The sequence below is a fragment of the Pseudomonas sp. UBA5706 genome (assembly GCF_002419965.1).
Classification (GTDB): domain Bacteria; phylum Pseudomonadota; class Gammaproteobacteria; order Pseudomonadales; family Pseudomonadaceae; genus Aquipseudomonas.
In genome coordinates, this window is the sequence record NZ_DIHC01000002.1 from 26458 (window position 1) to 42769 (window position 16312).

The window sequence follows — 16312 nt, forward strand, 5'->3', positions numbered from 1 at the left end:
CGTCATGGCAAAGGCCAACCGACCCTCTGTATGGAGTACCACAAGCCTGGCGGCCGCATTGGCGGCGCTGCTGATGACGCCCTTGGCCGAGGCTGACGTGCTGCGTATCGGCGTGGCCAGCGCGGGGGGCGGCGACCCCGTCACCTTCAGCGGATCGCCGTTGGGCATCGTGCGCAACCAGCAACTGCTGGAAAAGGCCTTTGAGGGGACTGGCACCGAGATTCAATGGTTCTTCTTCAAGGGTGCAGGGCCGGCGGTGAACGAGGCACTGTCCAACCAGCAACTGGACTTCGCCTATGAAGGCGACCTGCCGCAAGTGGTCGGTCGTGCCAACGGGCTGGATACCAAACTGCTGGCCGCAATCGGTGTGCGCTCCAACGTGTATCTGGCGGTGCCGAAAGGTTCCGACATCAAGACCATAGAAGACCTCAAGGGCAAGAAAGTCGCGGTGTTCCGCGGCACTAACGGACACCTGGTGTCGATCAACCTGCTGGCCGATCACGGCCTTACCGAACGTGATTTAAAAGTGATCAACCTGGACAGCGGCAGCAGCCAGGCCGCACTGGCCTCCAAGGGAGTAGACGCTGCATTCGGCGGCCGCGAGCTGTTCAAGCTGCGCGATCAGGGGCTGGCGGACATCATCTTTGACAACCCCAACAACGACGTGCGCTACACGCGCCAGTGCGCCTTGGTCGTCCGGGGTGCCTACGAAAAGGAACATGCCGACAACGTGCAGAAGGTGGTCAACACCCTGGTCGACGCCGCGAAGTGGGAGTCCGAGCAAAGCAACCGCGACGCCGTGCTCAACGAATGGGCCAAGACCAACGAACCGCTGGCCTCGCTCAAGGCCGACTTCGGTCATATCACCTTGCGCGACAGCGCCTCGCCCCTGGTAGATGAATTCCTGCGCACGCGTTATCAGGCGGTCGCCGATCAGGCCAAGGAGGAGAAGATGATTCGCCGCCCTGTGACCATCGACGGCTGGTTCGAGACCCGATACCTGGATAACGCGCTGAAGGCCAAGGGCCTGGAGCATTACTGGACTGCCTATGGCGCGGATGGCAAGGCAAGCGCGAACAACGCCACCGTTTCATCGGACAAGACGGTCAACAACGGAGGCTGATGTGATGCCCAGAGCGACCGCACCCGCCCTCGATCAACGACAGCCGCCGGCGAAAAGCCTGGCAACCGTCGAGCGCCTTCCCTACTTTCCAGCACGCGCACCACGCCGCGTTACAGCGATCAGGCGCCCTGGCCCGGCCTGGCGAAACCGGGCGCTGAATAGCGCACTGCCGTGGCTGCTGCCCATCGCGCTGTTGGGCTTGTGGTACCTGGGTACCGAGCGCGGCTGGCTATCGGAGCAAGTGCTGCCGCCACCGGCGTATGTCTACCAGACCCTTACCGACCTGTTCACCACGGGTGATCTGTGGCTCAACGCCTCGGCCAGTCTGCAGCGGGTGTTGGTGGGCTTTTTGATCGGCTCGGGGCTGGGCGTGACATTGGGCCTGCTCATGGGGCTGTCAAAAACCGTGGAAGACTATCTGCTGCCGACGTTCAACGCGCTGGTGCAGATTCCCGTGCTGGGCTGGATGCCTTTCGCCCTGCTGCTGTTCGGCATCGGCGAGCCTTTGAAATACGTGCTCATCGCTCACGCGGCGCTGGTACCGGTGACGCTGTGTACCTTGCAGGCGTTTCATCAGGTGCCCAAGCGTCTGCTCGAAGTCGGTCAGGCCTACGGCTTCAGCCAGCGCCAGATCGTCACCGACATCGTGCTGCCCTCCGCGCTCGCGCCGATTTTCACCGGGCTGCGCCTGGGCTTCACCAAGGCCTGGCTGTCGCTGGTGGTAGTCGAGTTGCTCGCCTCCAGTGAGGGCCTGGGGTATCTGATCGCTTACGGGCGTCAGCTGTTTCAGATGGACCTGGTGATGGCGGCAGTGGTCGTGGTCGGCACGGTCGGGCTGTTGATCGACCGCGGCTTCGAGGTCATCGAGCGTCGTCTGAATAAAGGTCGGGTGATCACGCCAGGGAGGCTGGCATGAGTTCACTGACGACAACACAGACGCCACGCCAGCATCGCTATCGCGGCTGGGTGGTGCCGGTAGTCGGTATCGCAGTCTGGTGGTTGGCCGCCCATCAAGGCTGGAGCGATTCGGGCCTGTTGGTGTCCCCGCAAAAAGTCGCGGTTACCGCCTGGGAGCAGGTGACCTCGGGGCAGTTCTGGCGGGCCATTTCATCAAGTCTGGTGCGCGACCTCAGCGGCTTTCTGATCGGCACTGTCCTGGGCCTGGTCCTCGGCTGCCTGCTGGGGTTCTCGCGCCTGTTCGAGCGCCTGGTCGGACCGAGTTTCAACACGTTCAAACAGATTTCACTGTTCGCCTGGATCCCCCTGATCTCGGTGTGGTTCGGCTTGGGCGACGTGGCCAAGGTGGTGTTTCTTTCCCTCGCGGCACTGGTGCCGGTGGTGGTCAATACCTGCGACGGGCTGCGCAACGTGCCGAACGCCTTTGTGGAGGTGGCGAAGGTGTATGGCTTCAGCCGCTGGCAAACCATCATCGGGGTGATGCTGCCGGCCGCACTGCCGTCGATCTTCACCGGGATTTACCTGGCGCTGGTGTATTCGTGGCTCGCGACCATCGGTGCCGAATATCTGCTGGTTTCCGGCGACGGTATCGGCAATACGCTGATCGATGGCAGCGAGCATTTCATGATGGATCTGGTGTTGTTCGGCATGATCATCATCGGCCTGGTCGGCTGGGGGCTCAATGCCGTGGCACGCCGCCTGGAGCGGCGCATGCAACGGCTTTACGGCGTCACGCCTCGTTAGACCCTTTCTCGACATTTCAAGCATTCAAAGGAATTCGCCATGCCTGCCAGTCAACCGCTCCCGCTTTCACCACAGCAAGGCAACGGGCTGCGCCTGGAGCACGTCAGCAAACACTTCTCCGGGGCCAGCGCCGACACGCAACTGCAAGTGCTGGATAACATTCAGCTGGACATTGCGCCGGGCGAATTCATCACAATCGTCGGCGCCAGCGGTTGTGGCAAATCGACGCTGCTGCGGCTGATCCTGGGGCTGGACGAGGCGTTTGAGGGGCGCATCCTGCTCGATGAAAAACCGATCAAGGGCACAGGGCTTGAGCGTGGCATCGTGTTCCAGGACCACCGTTTGTTCCCCTGGCTGACCGTGGAGCAGAACGTCGCCGTCGGATTGAAGAACGCACCGCTGACGCCTGCGCAAAAGCGCGAAACCGTACGCGAGCATATTCACCTGGTGGGCCTGCAAGACTTCACCGAGTCGTACCCGCATCAGATTTCCGGCGGCATGGCTCAGCGCGTGGCCATCGCTCGCGGGCTGGTGAACCGACCCAGTGTGCTATTGCTGGATGAACCCTTTGGCGCCCTCGATGCCCTGACCCGCGCGCGCTTGCAACGCGAGCTGCAGAATATCTGGCAGCAGGAAAAAATCACCATGGTGCATGTCACCCATGACGTCGACGAGGCGGTGTATCTGGGTGATCGCGTGGTAGTGATGCAGCCGCATCCGGGCCGGATTCGTCGCATTGTCGACATCGACCTGCCTCGCCCGCGTAATCGCAGCGACGCACGGTTCATTGCACTACGCGATGACGTGCTGAGTGATTTTGCGGAGTTGTCTTGAACCGTTGCGGGCGCTGGAATGCTGGCGTCTTTTATTCTCACCAAAACCCTGAACGCCTGGCTTGCCTGCGATCGGCCAGGAACCGGTAACAGACTCTGACCCCTTGGTTATTTCAGACAGCCCGCAGTTGCAGGGCTTACCGCCGGTGCGGCACGCGACAGATCGTCGTCGTGCTTAACTCCCACACCTTCGGCTGCACCAGAAGCAGCAAAGCCCTAGTGTGGTGTTTCAGAAATACCACACTAGCAGCAGGCGCATTGCGATCACCCCTCGTGCAACGACACCTGATTGCGCCCGTTCTTCTTCGACGCATACAACGCTTGGTCGGCCCATTCGATCAAGGTCTTGTGCTCGGTCAGGGACGCACCCATGTCCGCCACACCGAGGCTAATGGTGCAGCGGACCACCTTGCCATCATGGATGATTTCCTGCGCCTCGACCGCCGCCCGCAGGCGCTCGGCGAACATGCTGCCGCCATAGCTGTCAGTGTCCGGCAACAACACCGCGTACTCCTCACCGCCGTAGCGCCCGGCAACATCGGTATCGCGAATGTGCTCGCGGATCACATCAGCCACGCCCTGGATTACCTTGTCGCCACACTGGTGACCATAAGTGTCGTTAACGCGTTTGAAATGATCGATGTCGAACATCACCAGCGCCGCTGATGTGCCGTACCGCACGTGCCGCGAACACTCCATACGTACCATCTCCTCCCAATACCCACGGTTATGCAGGCCAGTCAGGCGGTCAGTGTTGGAGAGTTTCTGCAATTGCTGGTTGGCTGCCTGCAACTGCAGCCGGTTGGTCGCCACATCCGTAACGTCGTAGATCACCACACACACATGCGTCACCTCGCCGCTGGTTGAGCGCAACGGGAACATCGTGGTGTTCTGATACATGAAATCTTCCAGGCCGGTGATCGGCTGATAGCTTTTGAAACGCACCAGATACGGGCGCTGCTCCCAGATAGTGAACGCTGGTGTACCGAGCGTGATCACGCTATCGAGCTTCTTTTTCAGCCAGTCCTGGCTCACCTCCGGGAACAGCTCGAAGAACGAGCGATTGGCTGCCTCGTTAGGCAGTACGCCCGAGCGGTTTTCCATGAACGTGTTCCACACCTGCACCCGGTAGCCCTGATCCAGCACCACAACGCCGACGTCGATGCTCTGGGTGATGGTCAGCAGCCAATGCAGCTCTTTAAGGTCGATATGATCGTTCATGTATCAGCTCATCAGGTAGGCGAGTTTTCGCGACAGGCGCTCAACCGAATCTTCGGTGAACAACATCAACAGGTCGAAATGAATGTTGTGGCCTTCCAGGCTGCAACTGATCTCCACAGCGAGAGTCTTCTTCCAGCGCTGCTGGTTGATGCGTATCAGCTCCTCGATGCCGCTGTGTTCACCGAGCACCTGTGGATGCCCTTGGGAAAACGCGATGTCAATCTGCTCGGCAATGCCGCTAAGGCATGCCCCGATCAGGATCGAAGACAGGTCCAGCAGCATTTCCATTTCGGAATAATCGCTGTCCTGAATCTTCATCAGTTGCGCCATGTCGGCGATTTCGGAGTCATGGAATAGCAGTAGCGCCTCACCTGCGATGCCGCCGCCAATGTAGCCCTGGCATACGGCGGTCAGCCGATCACTGGCCTGGGCGTCGGCAAGGGCCATATGCAGCTCACCGACTTCCAGCATATTGACGTTGGGGACCGGCAACTGAACGAACACCCCGAGGACCCGGGCAAGCAACGCCGCGGCACGGCCCATGGCCACGTTGATGGTTTCACGAAACGCATCCTGAAAACTGATGGCGGCGTGTTCGGATGTGGGCGCACCAGCCACGGCACTGGCCGGCTCACCCAGAAGCCCGAGACGTTGCAAGGTCTGCTGCAACTCAAGCGGATCGGCCGGTTTCTTCAGAAACGCCAAGGCGCCCAGTTCGAGGGTACGGCGCACAGCCTCCTCCTGGACATCGCCGGATACCACGATGACCTTGGCTGGCAGTTTTTCCGCTCGGATGGCAGCCAGCGCCTGATAGCCGTCCATATCCGGCATGGTCAAATCCAGCAACACCACTTGCCCCAAGCCTTGACGGATCGCCTGTAGACCTTCATTTCCATTGGTCGCTGTCGTCACTGTTACCCCCCAGTCGGGAGGTAAGGCTCTTATCAGTTGTTTGCGCGCCATATTGGAATCGTCACAAATCAGCAAGGGAATCGTGGACATTGCGTTCAATCTCACGGCAAAAGAATGTCAGGCAAGGCCCGGACTGTCTGTGCAATTCATCGCGCGACAACGTGTAAGTGCGCCTTAAATCGAATCGTTATCCCATTAAAGATCAGCGAACAGAGTGGGGCGAATCTTCACTCATCTAGGCACGTGAAGGCAGCATGCAATAATTATGCGCAGCAACAATTGGATTTCCACCCGGACGAATGAATAAAACAACATGCCAATATTTTATGACGCCCACACTCCTGCGGATGAAGATATCTACACTCTTTTACGTAAAGGGATCTTGATTTAGGGCGCCAATGTGACTTGGCGAGATAAAAAAGCGCTGCTTGGTGGCCGCGTATATCAGCTGCTACACGCAGCAAGCCACTCTTCAACGAGTGGGCCCGATAGGCCGCGAACAGTCGGTCAAAGAACGTTCGGCCAAGGTAGATTGCTGCAGCAGAGGTGTGAGAAAGGCGAGCGTACGGCGCTTGTAAACACGCAGTGGCTGGTGGATGAGAAGAAGTTGGTGCGAGTGCTCCAAAAGAAGTTCAAACACGAAAACGTTCGCCAACACAACAAGACCACGTTCTTTATAGCTTTTTTTTGTGTGTGTAAGTCTAAACCCTGCTGAGCGAATCGTGGAGCAACGTGTTTATAGACAATTTACTCAGCTTCCAGATAGAACAGGCCCCGACGCGAGCGCCGGGGCCTGTAATGGCCACATCCTTGTGGCCTTCGCATGAACCTTCAATCGACTGATCGAGAACCTCCCTGGCCATCAATCATCCGTTCGTACGGTTCTTTGAAACCTGATTACTCAGCTTTCAGGCCGTCAGCCGAAACGGCTTTCACGCCTTTGATTTTCTTGGTGATCGCTACAGCGGAAGTCTTTTGAGCTTCAGTGATAGCGACGGTCGACGACAGGGAAACCACACCTTTGTTGGTCTCAACCTTGATGTCGGAGCCTGGAATACCTTTTTCGGTAAGCAGATCGGATTTGACCTTGGTGGTGATCCAAGAGTCAGAAGTGGCTTCTTTGGTTTTGGTAACTTCGCTCGCAGCCACCATCATCGGCGCTTGAGCTTGAGTAGAGGTCTGAGCCATGGCTACGTTAGCCAGAGTCAGAGTCAGAGCAGTGGCGGTAGCAGCAGCGATAGCGAACTTCTTCATACGAGTAACTCCTGTTTTTCTCAGAAACTGCGCCAACCTCGTTGGCCGCAGGGTTACTGGTATATCGCAATCGCTGTGCCACATCTCGATGAGTTGTTTTTACCTTATAAATCAGCAGGTTAAAAAACTTCCAGTTCACTACCGTCGTGCAGATTGCCCGTTTATCAAAAGTTCCGCTTGCAAGATGCATGTTCGCGTCTGCCGACGGTGTGCCTTCCTACGCTGTAAGCCATTAATTGCAATCGAAAAAAAAGGGCCCTATACGGGCCCTTTTTACAGCCGGAGCTACATAGCGTTAGACGCCCGAAGCTTTGGCAGCGGCCACGTCTTTAATCGACAGCTTGATACGACCACGGTTGTCGACGTCCAATACCAGCACTTCGACCTCCTGACCTTCTGTTAGAACGTCGGTCACTTTCTCTACTCGAGCATCGCTCAGCATGGAAATGTGAACCAGGCCATCTTTACCCGGCAAGATATTGACGAAAGCGCCGAAGTCGACGATGCGCTCAACCTTACCGACATAAATCTTACCGATCTCGGCCTCGGCAGTAATGCCCAGAACACGCTGGCGTGCTGCCTCAGCCGCTTCCTTGGTTTCGCCGAAGATCTTGATCGAGCCGTCGTCTTCGATGTCGATCGAAGCCTTGGTTTCTTCACAGATGGCACGGATGGTCGCACCACCTTTACCAATGACGTCACGGATCTTGTCGGTGTCGATCTTCATCGCGATCATGGTCGGCGCGTTTGCCGACAGCTCGGTGCGCGACTGACCGATGATGGTGTTCATCTGGCCGAGGATATTCAGGCGAGCTTCCAGGGCTTGGCCCAGGGCGATCTCCATGATCTCTTCGGTGATGCCCTTGATCTTGATGTCCATCTGCAGCGCGGTGACGCCTTTGGCGGTACCGGCTACTTTGAAGTCCATGTCGCCGAGGTGGTCTTCGTCACCCAGGATGTCGGTCAGGATTGCAAATTTCTCGCCTTCCTTAACCAGACCCATGGCGATACCGGCAACCGGCGCCTTCATCGGCACGCCGGCGTCCATCAACGCCAGGGAAGCGCCGCAGACCGAAGCCATCGAGCTGGAACCGTTGGACTCGGTGATTTCCGATACCACGCGGATGGTGTACGGGAACACATCAGCGGCTGGCAGCATGGCCTGAACCGAACGACGGGCCAGACGGCCGTGACCGATTTCACGACGACCAGCGCCGCCCATGCGACCACACTCGCCCACCGAGAACGGAGGGAAGTTGTAGTGCAGCATGAAGGGGTCTTTCTTCTCGCCTTCAAGGGTGTCAAGCAACTGCGCGTCACGTGCGGTACCCAGGGTGGCAACGACCAGCGCCTGAGTTTCGCCACGGGTGAACAATGCCGAACCGTGGGTCTTTGGCAGAACGCCAACTTCGATGTTAAGCGGACGTACGGTACGGGTATCGCGACCGTCGATACGAGGCTTGCCATTAACGATGTTTTCGCGAACGGTGCGGTATTCGATTTCGCCGAAAGCGGCTTTGACTTCGGAAGCAGACGGGCTGCCCTCTTCGACAGCCAGCTTGGCAACGATCTGATCCTTCAACTCGCCCAGGCGAGCGTAGCGGTCAGCCTTGACAGTGATGGTGTAGGCCTCGGAGATGGCAGTGCCGAACTCGGAGCGGATAGCGCCCAGCAATTCGGTCGCTTCAGCCTTTGGAGCCCAATTCCAGACAGGCTTGGCGGCTTCGGCAGCCAGCTCTTTGACGGCCTTGATGACCGACTGGAATTCGTCGTGGGCGAACAGAACCGCGCCCAGCATCTGGTCTTCGGTCAGCTCTTTGGCTTCGGATTCAACCATCAGTACCGCTTCTTCGGTACCGGCAACGACCATGTCCAGGCTCGATGCTTTCAGTTGTTCGTAAGTCGGGTTCAGCAGGTAGCCGGTGCTTTCGTGGAAGGCCACACGAGCAGCGCCGATCGGGCCGTCGAAAGGAATACCGGAAATGGCCAGGGCTGCCGACGTACCGATCATCGCAGCGATATCCGGATCGGTTTTCTTGCTGGTGGAAACAACGGTGCAGACGACCTGCACTTCGTTCATGAAACCTTCGGGAAACAGTGGGCGGATCGGACGGTCGATCAGACGCGAGGTCAGGGTTTCTTTCTCGGAAGGACGGCCTTCGCGCTTGAAGAAACCACCTGGGATCTTACCGGCAGCGTAGGTCTTTTCCTGGTAGTGAACGGAAAGAGGGAAGAAGCCTTTGCCGGCATCTGCTTGCTTGGCGCCGACCACAGTCACGAGCACGGTGACGTCGTCGTCAACGGTGACCAATACTGCACCAGAAGCTTGACGGGCGATGCGGCCTGTCTCCAGGGTTACGGTCGATTGACCGAATTGAAACTTCTTGATTACCGGGTTCACGGTTTCCTACCTTCTTTGTGGCTCTTGGGGAACTGGTTTCTTGCGAATTCTTGGGCAGCGAGGGGAATCGGCCCCTTCGGCAGTCCAGATAAAACTAGAGGCTGGAGGCCTGCTAGAAACTCCGGTAAACCGGCGAAACTGACAGACGACCAACCTCTTGCTGCGGCGTTATTAGCGACGCAGACCCAGACGACCGATCAGGGCGCTGTAACGGCTAACGTCCTTACCTTTCAGGTAATCCAGCAGCTTACGACGCTGGTTTACCATACGGATCAGACCACGACGGGAGTGGTGGTCCTTACCGTTGGCCTTGAAGTGGCCTTGCAGTTTGTTGATGTTGGCGGTCAGCAGTGCAACTTGCACTTCTGGCGAACCCGTATCACCAACAGCTTGCTGGTAGTCGGTTACGATCTGAGCTTTTTCTTCAACGCTGAGTGCCATGTGGGCATTCCTTTTATCAGGAAACCGCTCCAGGGAGAGGTTTCAACAGGCCGAGAGCAAACTCTCGTATTAAAAAGTGAGGAGTGACCATGCCTGTTAACAGCCATCCTCGTACCGCCACGCCAGGAAGTCCTGTCACGGCGGCTTCGGTCACTCTGACCGAATCAATCGACGTGGCGCAATCCGCCCGTCTTCACTCACTTCACCGATACCGATGAAGCGTCCTTGATGATCCTGCACCCGCACCATGCCAAACTTCGGCGCATCGGGGGCCCGGACTGGCTGACCATGCAACCAGTAAAACGAACTGTGCTCGGAAAACTGCAGCAGTGGCCAATCCTGCAGGCCGCTGTCGGAAGGCATCAGGAATCGATCGACCGCTTCATTGCCGCCTTCGGCGTGCACTGCTTCGAGTTCCTCCAGCGTTACCGTCTGGGCAAGAGTGAACGGACCCGCCTGCGTGCGACGCAACTCGGCAACGTACGCACCACAGCCAAGTTTTTCACCGATATCCTCCACCAGGGTACGAATGTAGGTTCCTTTGCTGCAGCCGACAGCCAGGCGCGCGGTCTCGCCTTCGCTCGCCAATAATTCCAGGCGCGCAATAGTAACAGAACGCGGTTCGCGCTCCACCACTTCCCCTGCGCGAGCCAGCTTGTACAACGGCTGACCATCACGCTTGAGGGCGGAGTACATCGGCGGTATCTGACTGATTTGGCCCCGAAAATCGGGCAATAGGGCTTCAATATCGGCGCGACCAACGGTCACCGGACGAGTTTGTAACACTTCGCCTTCGGCGTCTGCCGTCGTGGTGGTCTTACCCAACTGCATCAGGGTTTCATAACCCTTGTCGGAATCGAGCAGGTACTGGGAAAATTTGGTGGCCTCACCGAAGCACAACGGCAGTACGCCGGTCGCCAGTGGGTCGAGGCTGCCTGTGTGGCCGGCCTTTTGCGCATTGAGCAACCAGCGAACCTTCTGCAAGGCGGCGTTGGAAGTGAAACCCAATGGCTTGTCGAGCAGGATGATGCCGCTGACGTTGCGGCGAATACGCTTGACCTGGGCCACGCCGTTATTCCTCCGAGCCGTCTGGCTTGGCGGAGGTGTCGTGCTGACCATCTTCGGCCACCGCGCGCTCGATCAGGGCTGACAGATGCGCGCCACGGATAACGCTTTCATCGTAGTGAAAGTGAAGCTGAGGCACGCTGCGCAACTTCATTTCCCGCGCCAGTTGCATGCGCAGGAAACCGGCCGCCGAGTTCAGCACCTTGATGGTCTGAGCGATGTCTTCGGCGTTGTCCTGCCCCATCACGGTGATGAAAACTTTTGCGTGGCCCACGTCACGACTGACGTCCACTGCGGTGATGGTGACCAGACCCACGCGCGGATCTTTGATTTCACGACGGATCAACTGCGCCAGCTCGCGCTGCATTTGATCGCCGATACGTTGGGTACGGCTGTATTCTTTTGCCATGTCTTGTTACCTGTCACTGACCTGCGGCAAAAGCCACGCGGTCTGAAAGCGGCAAACGCCCGGCCTGGCAGAAGCCGGACCGGGCGTTGCGTTTAGAGTTCATAGCAGCGCCGAGCACATGCATGCGACGACTGCCAGGACTCCTGAAGCTCGCGGTTTAGAGGCTGCGAGCCACTTGGACCTTCTCGAAGACTTCGATCTTGTCACCGACCTTGACGTCGTTATAGCTCTTGACGCCGATACCGCACTCCATGCCGGCACGTACTTCCGAAGCGTCATCCTTGAAGCGGCGCAGGGATTCCAGCTCGCCTTCGAAGATAACGATGTCTTCACGCAGTACACGGATCGGACGGTTACGGAACACAACGCCTTCGATGACCATGCAACCGGCGATCGCACCAAACTTCGGCGAGCGAAACACGTCGCGAACTTCGGCAATACCCAGGATGTTCTCCCGGACGTCGCTGCCAAGCATGCCGGTGAGGGCCTTTTTGACGTCTTCGATGATGTCGTAGATGACGTTGTAATAACGCATATCCAGACCTTCCTGTTCGACGATCTTGCGCGCGCCAGCGTCAGCACGCACGTTGAAGCCGAACAGAACAGCGTTGGAAGCCAGCGCCAGGTTGGCATCGCTTTCGGTGATACCGCCGACACCGCCGCCTACTACACGGACCTGTACTTCGTCGTTGCCCAGACCGTTCAAAGCGCCCTGCAAAGCTTCCAGAGAACCACGGACATCGGATTTGAGGACGATGTTGAGCGTCTTCTTCTCTTCCTGTCCCATGTTCTCGAAGATGTTTTCCAGCTTGCCAGCGTGAGCACGGGCCAGCTTGACTTCGCGGAACTTGCCTTGACGGAACAGCGCCACTTCGCGGGCTTTCTTCTCGTCAGCCACAACGCTCATCTCGTCGCCAGCGTCCGGCGTACCGTCCAGGCCGAGAATCTCGACCGGGATGGATGGACCGGCTTCCTTGATCGGCTTGCCATTCTCATCGAGCATGGCGCGAACACGACCATAGTTGGAGCCAACCAGAACCATATCGCCTTGACGCAGCGTACCGTCCTGAACCAGAACGGTCGCAACCGGACCACGGCCCTTGTCCAGGCGCGACTCAACCACCACACCACGGCCAGGAGCCGATGGCGTCGCGACCAATTCGAGCACTTCAGCCTGAAGCAGGACGGCTTCGAGCAGATCGTCGACGCCGGTGCCCATCTTCGCGGAGACTGAAACGAACGGCGTTTCACCGCCCCACTCTTCGGAGGTCACACCGTGAACCGACAACTCACTGCGAATACGGTCGAGATCAGCGCCTGGCTTGTCGATTTTGTTCACGGCCACTACCAGCGGAACACCGGCGGCCTTGGCGTGTTGCACGGCTTCGATAGTCTGTGGCATCACGCCGTCGTCAGCAGCGACAACCAGAATCACGATGTCGGTTGCCTTGGCACCACGAGCACGCATGGCGGTAAACGCGGCGTGACCTGGGGTGTCGAGGAAGGTCACCATGCCGCGCTCGGTTTCCACGTGGTACGCACCGATGTGCTGGGTGATACCACCGGCCTCGCCAGCGGCAACCTTGGCACGACGGATGTAGTCGAGCAGCGAGGTCTTACCATGGTCAACGTGACCCATGACGGTAACAACCGGCGCACGGGAGAACGTTTCACCTTCGAACTTCAGGGACTCGGCCAAGGAATCTTCCAGGGCTGTGTCGCTGACCAGAGTCACTTTGTGACCCAGTTCTTCGGCGACCAGTTGGGCAGTTTCCTGATCCAGTACCTGGTTGATGGTGGCTGGAGTGCCCAGCTTGAACATGAACTTGATGATTTCAGCGGCTTTGACCGACATCTGCTGAGCGAGATCGCCCACCGTGATGGTCTCGCCGATCTTCACTTCACGGACTACAGGACCGGTAGGGTTCTGGAAGCCATGAGCATTGCGTTTCTTCAGTTTGGCCTTGCCACGACCGCCGCGACGGAAGCCATCGCTTTCTTCGTCGGTAGTGCGTGGAGCAACGCGTGGTGCAGGCGCCTTTTCCTTGACCGAAGCACGATGCGGAGCGTTCTTGCGCTCCCCATCACCACCGCTGCCGCGACGATTGTTATCGTCGTTGCGTGGTTTGTCAGGGCGGCGGGGCTCATCCTTCTTGCGATCGGCAACCGGTGCAGGCGCAGCGACTGGCGCCTCCTGAACAGGCTGCGCGGCCACTTGCGGGACTGGCTCGACAGCCGGGGCGCCTGCAGCAGCTTGCGGTGTAGGAGCAGGCTGACGGCGCGCTTCTTCTTCGGCACGCTGACGGGCTTCTTCTTCAACCTTCTGACGCGCGGCATTTTCTACCGCACGGCGTTCTTCCTGTTCACGCTTGCGCTCGGCTTCAATTTCTTCCGGGCTGCGCTGTACGAAGACTTTCTTTTTACGCACTTCAACGCTGATGCTCTTGCTGCCAGCAACGCGCAGGGTACTGGTGGTTTTGCGCTGCAAAGTGATCTTGCGCGGTTCTTCCACTTTAGCCTTGTGGCCGCTTTTCAGGTGCGTCAACAGGGCTTGTTTTTCGTTATCGGTCACAACTTGCTCGGCGGCGGTGTGCGGCAGACCTGCCTCACGCATCTGCTGTAACAGGCGCTCTACCGGTGTGTCGACCGTTTTGGCCAGTTCTTTCACCGTGACTTGCGTCATGCACTTCTCTCCTCAGGCCGCATCTACTTACTCGAACCAATGGGCTCGGGCGGCCATGATCAACTTGCCGGCACGATCATCGTCAATGCCGTCGATGTCGAGCAGATCGTCAATAGACTGCTCGGCCAGGTCTTCGCGGGTAATTACGCCGCGCACCGCCAGTTCCATCGCCAAATCCTTGTCCATACCCTCAAGCGAGAGCAGGTCTTCGGCCGGATGGGCGTCTGCCAGCTTTTCCTCAGTAGCGATGGCTTTGGTCAACAAACGATCCTTGGCGCGAGCACGAAGCTCGTTGACGATATCTTCGTCAAAGCCGTCGATGTTGAGCATTTCTTCCAACGGTACGTAGGCAATCTCTTCCAGGCTGGTGAAGCCTTCGTCTACCAGTACCTGAGCAAGTTCTTCGTCGACTTCCAGCTCGTCAATGAAGTTGCGCAGGATGTCACCGGTTTCCGCTTGCTGCTTGGCCTGGATGTCCGATTCGGTCATTACGTTCAAGGTCCAGCCAGTCAACTGACTCGCCAGACGCACGTTCTGACCACCGCGGCCAATCGCCTGGGCCAGGTTGTCTGCGCCTACAGCGATATCCATGGCGTGGGCGTCCTCATCAACGATGATCGCTGCCACTTCGGCAGGCGACATGGCGTTGATGACGAACTGTGCGGGGTTGTCGTCCCACAACACGATATCCACACGCTCGCCGCCCAACTCGCCGGAAACAGCCTGGACACGCGAACCGCGCATGCCGATGCAAGCGCCTTGCGGGTCAATGCGTTTGTCCTTGGAGCGAACTGCGATTTTTGCGCGCGAACCAGGATCACGAGAGGCAGCCATCACCTCGATGAGACCTTCGGCAATTTCCGGAACTTCAATCCGGAACAGCTCGATCAGCATTTCCGGCGCAGTACGCGACAGAATCAGCTGAGGGCCGCGGTTTTCAGTGCGGATCTCTTTGAGCAGTGCACGAACGCGGACACCTACACGGAAAGTTTCCCGGGAGATGATGTCTTCACGCGCCAGCAAAGCCTCGGCATTGTTACCCAAGTCGACGATGACATTGTCACGCGTAACTTTTTTAACAGTACCGGAAATGATTTCGCCCAGACGCTCACGATAAGCGTCTACGACTTGAGCGCGCTCGGCTTCGCGAACTTTCTGCACTATGACTTGCTTGGCAGTCTGGGCAGCGATGCGGCCGAACTCGATGGATTCGATCTTTTCTTCTACGACATCGCCCACATTGGCGCCCGGATGAGTCTGGGCAACCTTGGTTGGCCAGGTTTCGATGGCCGGATCATCAAGATCGTCTTCTTCAACGACTGTCCAGCGACGGAAAGTCTCGTAGGCACCTGTGTGGCGATTGATTTCCACACGCAGATCAACTTCGTCTTCAAAACGCTTCTTGGTGGCCGTGGCCAGAGCTATTTCAAGCGCTTCAAAAATCACACCGGCCGGTACGCCTTTTTCATTGGATACCGACTCAACAACCAGCAGTACTTCTTTGCTCATCGTACGCCTCGCCTTTCGCAAGCCATTGGATCCGCGGGATCCGCGTCTCAGTCAAACGTGGGAATAATGTTGGCTTTGTCGATCTGATCGATCGGCAACAGGTATTCGTGATCATCTACTTGCACCACGACGTCCTGCTCCTCCACCCCGCGGAGAAGGCCTTGAAAGTTACGTCGACCCTCGAAGGGCGAACGCAGCTTTATCTTCACTTGTTCCCCGGCAAAGTGTGCAAACTGCTCGATCGTGAACAGTGGGCGTTCCATGCCAGGAGAAGAAACTTCGAGCGTATATTCGGAGCTGATGGGATCTTCTACGTCCAGAACACCGCTGATCTGACGGCTAACGATGGCACAATCGTCCACCAGCACACCGCCCTCTTTATCAATATAAACGCGCAACATTGAGTGACGACCCTGGGCCGAAAACTCGATACCCCAGCATTCATAGCCAAGGGCCACGACCACCGGGGCCAGCAAGGCCTGCAACTGTTCTAGCTTGCTCGACACCTGAACCCCCTCGTGCATGCTGTGCAAATAAAAAATGGGCAAAGCGCCCATCATGAAAAACGCCGTCAAACAGCGGCGTAATAAAGTGTCCAGCTAACAAAAAGCCCCTGAAAAGGGGCTCCGCTAAAACTGGTTGCGGGGGCTGGATTTGAACCAACGACCTTCGGGTTATGAGCCCGACGAGCTACCAGACTGCTCCACCCCGCGACAAAGCTGGGGCGGAAGTATACGACCGATCCCGATTTGGGTCAATC

14 protein-coding genes and 1 tRNA gene are annotated in these 16312 nt (G+C 57.8%); 4 read left to right on the forward strand and 11 right to left on the reverse strand.

Annotated features, from left to right (window positions below):
* The first annotated feature begins 4 nt into the window (after nucleotides 1–4).
* From B3I26_RS01360 to B3I26_RS01375, 4 genes are read left to right on the forward strand one after another with little or no spacing between them, the layout of a single operon-like run.
* Entirely contained in the window at nucleotides 5–1123 is a 1119-nt protein-coding gene (locus tag B3I26_RS01360; RefSeq protein WP_296254395.1) for an ABC transporter substrate-binding protein, read from the forward strand.
* A 4-nt stretch (nucleotides 1124–1127) separates the two neighbouring features.
* Complete coding sequence (locus B3I26_RS01365; RefSeq protein WP_296254396.1) at nucleotides 1128–2039, forward strand: ABC transporter permease; 912 nt, start codon at nucleotides 1128–1130, stop codon at nucleotides 2037–2039.
* Nucleotides 2036–2824 (forward strand): ABC transporter permease, encoded by a 789-nt coding sequence (locus B3I26_RS01370; protein ID WP_296254398.1) that lies wholly within the window; start codon nucleotides 2036–2038, stop codon nucleotides 2822–2824. The genes B3I26_RS01365 and B3I26_RS01370 overlap by 4 nt, the downstream gene beginning before the upstream one ends.
* Nucleotides 2825–2863: 39 nt before the next feature.
* The gene (locus tag B3I26_RS01375) at nucleotides 2864–3658 is read left to right on the forward strand and encodes an ABC transporter ATP-binding protein (RefSeq protein ID WP_296254400.1); all 795 of its coding nucleotides are present in this window, start codon (nucleotides 2864–2866) and stop codon (nucleotides 3656–3658) included.
* 263 nt (nucleotides 3659–3921) lie between these two features.
* On the opposite strand, the gene B3I26_RS01380 is transcribed toward B3I26_RS01375, so the two are convergent.
* The 11 genes from B3I26_RS01380 to B3I26_RS01430 all read right to left on the reverse strand — a co-directional run bounded on the left by B3I26_RS01380 (nucleotide 3922) and on the right by B3I26_RS01430 (nucleotide 16265).
* Nucleotides 3922–4878, reverse strand: coding sequence for a sensor domain-containing diguanylate cyclase (locus tag B3I26_RS01380; RefSeq protein WP_296254402.1), 957 nt, complete (start codon nucleotides 4876–4878; stop codon nucleotides 3922–3924).
* 3 nt (nucleotides 4879–4881) lie between these two features.
* A complete protein-coding gene (locus tag B3I26_RS01385; RefSeq protein WP_296254403.1) occupies nucleotides 4882–5880 on the reverse strand; it encodes a response regulator in 999 nt (332 codons plus the stop codon).
* An 807-nt stretch (nucleotides 5881–6687) separates the two neighbouring features.
* Nucleotides 6688–7044: a BON domain-containing protein gene (locus B3I26_RS01390; RefSeq protein WP_296254404.1), complete on the reverse strand. Its 357-nt coding sequence runs from the start codon at nucleotides 7042–7044 to the stop codon at nucleotides 6688–6690.
* A gap of 295 nt (nucleotides 7045–7339) precedes the next feature.
* Nucleotides 7340–9445: a polyribonucleotide nucleotidyltransferase gene (gene pnp / locus B3I26_RS01395; protein ID WP_296254406.1), complete on the reverse strand. Its 2106-nt coding sequence runs from the start codon at nucleotides 9443–9445 to the stop codon at nucleotides 7340–7342.
* 171 nt (nucleotides 9446–9616) lie between these two features.
* Complete coding sequence (gene rpsO, locus B3I26_RS01400) at nucleotides 9617–9886, reverse strand: 30S ribosomal protein S15 (RefSeq protein ID WP_002555121.1); 270 nt, start codon at nucleotides 9884–9886, stop codon at nucleotides 9617–9619.
* 150 nt (nucleotides 9887–10036) lie between these two features.
* Nucleotides 10037–10954, reverse strand: a complete 918-nt coding sequence (gene truB / locus B3I26_RS01405) for a tRNA pseudouridine(55) synthase TruB (protein WP_296254408.1) — start codon at nucleotides 10952–10954, stop codon at nucleotides 10037–10039.
* Between the two features lie 4 nt (nucleotides 10955–10958).
* Nucleotides 10959–11360: a 30S ribosome-binding factor RbfA gene (gene rbfA / locus B3I26_RS01410; RefSeq protein WP_296254410.1), complete on the reverse strand. Its 402-nt coding sequence runs from the start codon at nucleotides 11358–11360 to the stop codon at nucleotides 10959–10961.
* A 157-nt stretch (nucleotides 11361–11517) separates the two neighbouring features.
* The gene (infB, locus tag B3I26_RS01415; RefSeq protein WP_296254412.1) at nucleotides 11518–14043 is read right to left on the reverse strand and encodes a translation initiation factor IF-2; all 2526 of its coding nucleotides are present in this window, start codon (nucleotides 14041–14043) and stop codon (nucleotides 11518–11520) included.
* A 27-nt stretch (nucleotides 14044–14070) separates the two neighbouring features.
* Nucleotides 14071–15552, reverse strand: a complete 1482-nt coding sequence (nusA, locus tag B3I26_RS01420) for a transcription termination factor NusA (RefSeq protein ID WP_296254414.1) — start codon at nucleotides 15550–15552, stop codon at nucleotides 14071–14073.
* Nucleotides 15553–15599: 47 nt separating this feature from the next.
* Entirely contained in the window at nucleotides 15600–16058 is a 459-nt protein-coding gene (gene rimP / locus B3I26_RS01425) for a ribosome maturation factor RimP (RefSeq protein WP_296254596.1), read from the reverse strand.
* 130 nt (nucleotides 16059–16188) lie between these two features.
* Nucleotides 16189–16265 (reverse strand) — tRNA-Met (locus tag B3I26_RS01430).
* Nucleotides 16266–16312: the final 47 nt, after the last annotated feature.

Excerpts from the sequence above, each read along its gene's own strand:
- infB (WP_296254412.1), bottom strand. The coding sequence starts at position 14,043 with ATGACGCAAGTCACGGTGAAAGAACTGGCCAAAACGGTCGACACACCG.
- B3I26_RS01360 (WP_296254395.1), top strand. The coding sequence starts at position 5 with ATGGCAAAGGCCAACCGACCCTCTGTATGGAGTACCACAAGCCTGGCG.
- rbfA (WP_296254410.1), bottom strand. The coding sequence starts at position 11,360 with ATGGCAAAAGAATACAGCCGTACCCAACGTATCGGCGATCAAATGCAG.
- B3I26_RS01370 (WP_296254398.1), top strand. The coding sequence starts at position 2,036 with ATGAGTTCACTGACGACAACACAGACGCCACGCCAGCATCGCTATCGC.
- B3I26_RS01390 (WP_296254404.1), bottom strand. The coding sequence starts at position 7,044 with ATGAAGAAGTTCGCTATCGCTGCTGCTACCGCCACTGCTCTGACTCTG.
- rpsO (WP_002555121.1), bottom strand. The coding sequence starts at position 9,886 with ATGGCACTCAGCGTTGAAGAAAAAGCTCAGATCGTAACCGACTACCAG.
- nusA (WP_296254414.1), bottom strand. The coding sequence starts at position 15,552 with ATGAGCAAAGAAGTACTGCTGGTTGTTGAGTCGGTATCCAATGAAAAA.
- B3I26_RS01380 (WP_296254402.1), bottom strand. The coding sequence starts at position 4,878 with ATGAACGATCATATCGACCTTAAAGAGCTGCATTGGCTGCTGACCATC.
- B3I26_RS01365 (WP_296254396.1), top strand. The coding sequence starts at position 1,128 with ATGCCCAGAGCGACCGCACCCGCCCTCGATCAACGACAGCCGCCGGCG.
- B3I26_RS01385 (WP_296254403.1), bottom strand. The coding sequence starts at position 5,880 with ATGTCCACGATTCCCTTGCTGATTTGTGACGATTCCAATATGGCGCGC.
- B3I26_RS01375 (WP_296254400.1), top strand. The coding sequence starts at position 2,864 with ATGCCTGCCAGTCAACCGCTCCCGCTTTCACCACAGCAAGGCAACGGG.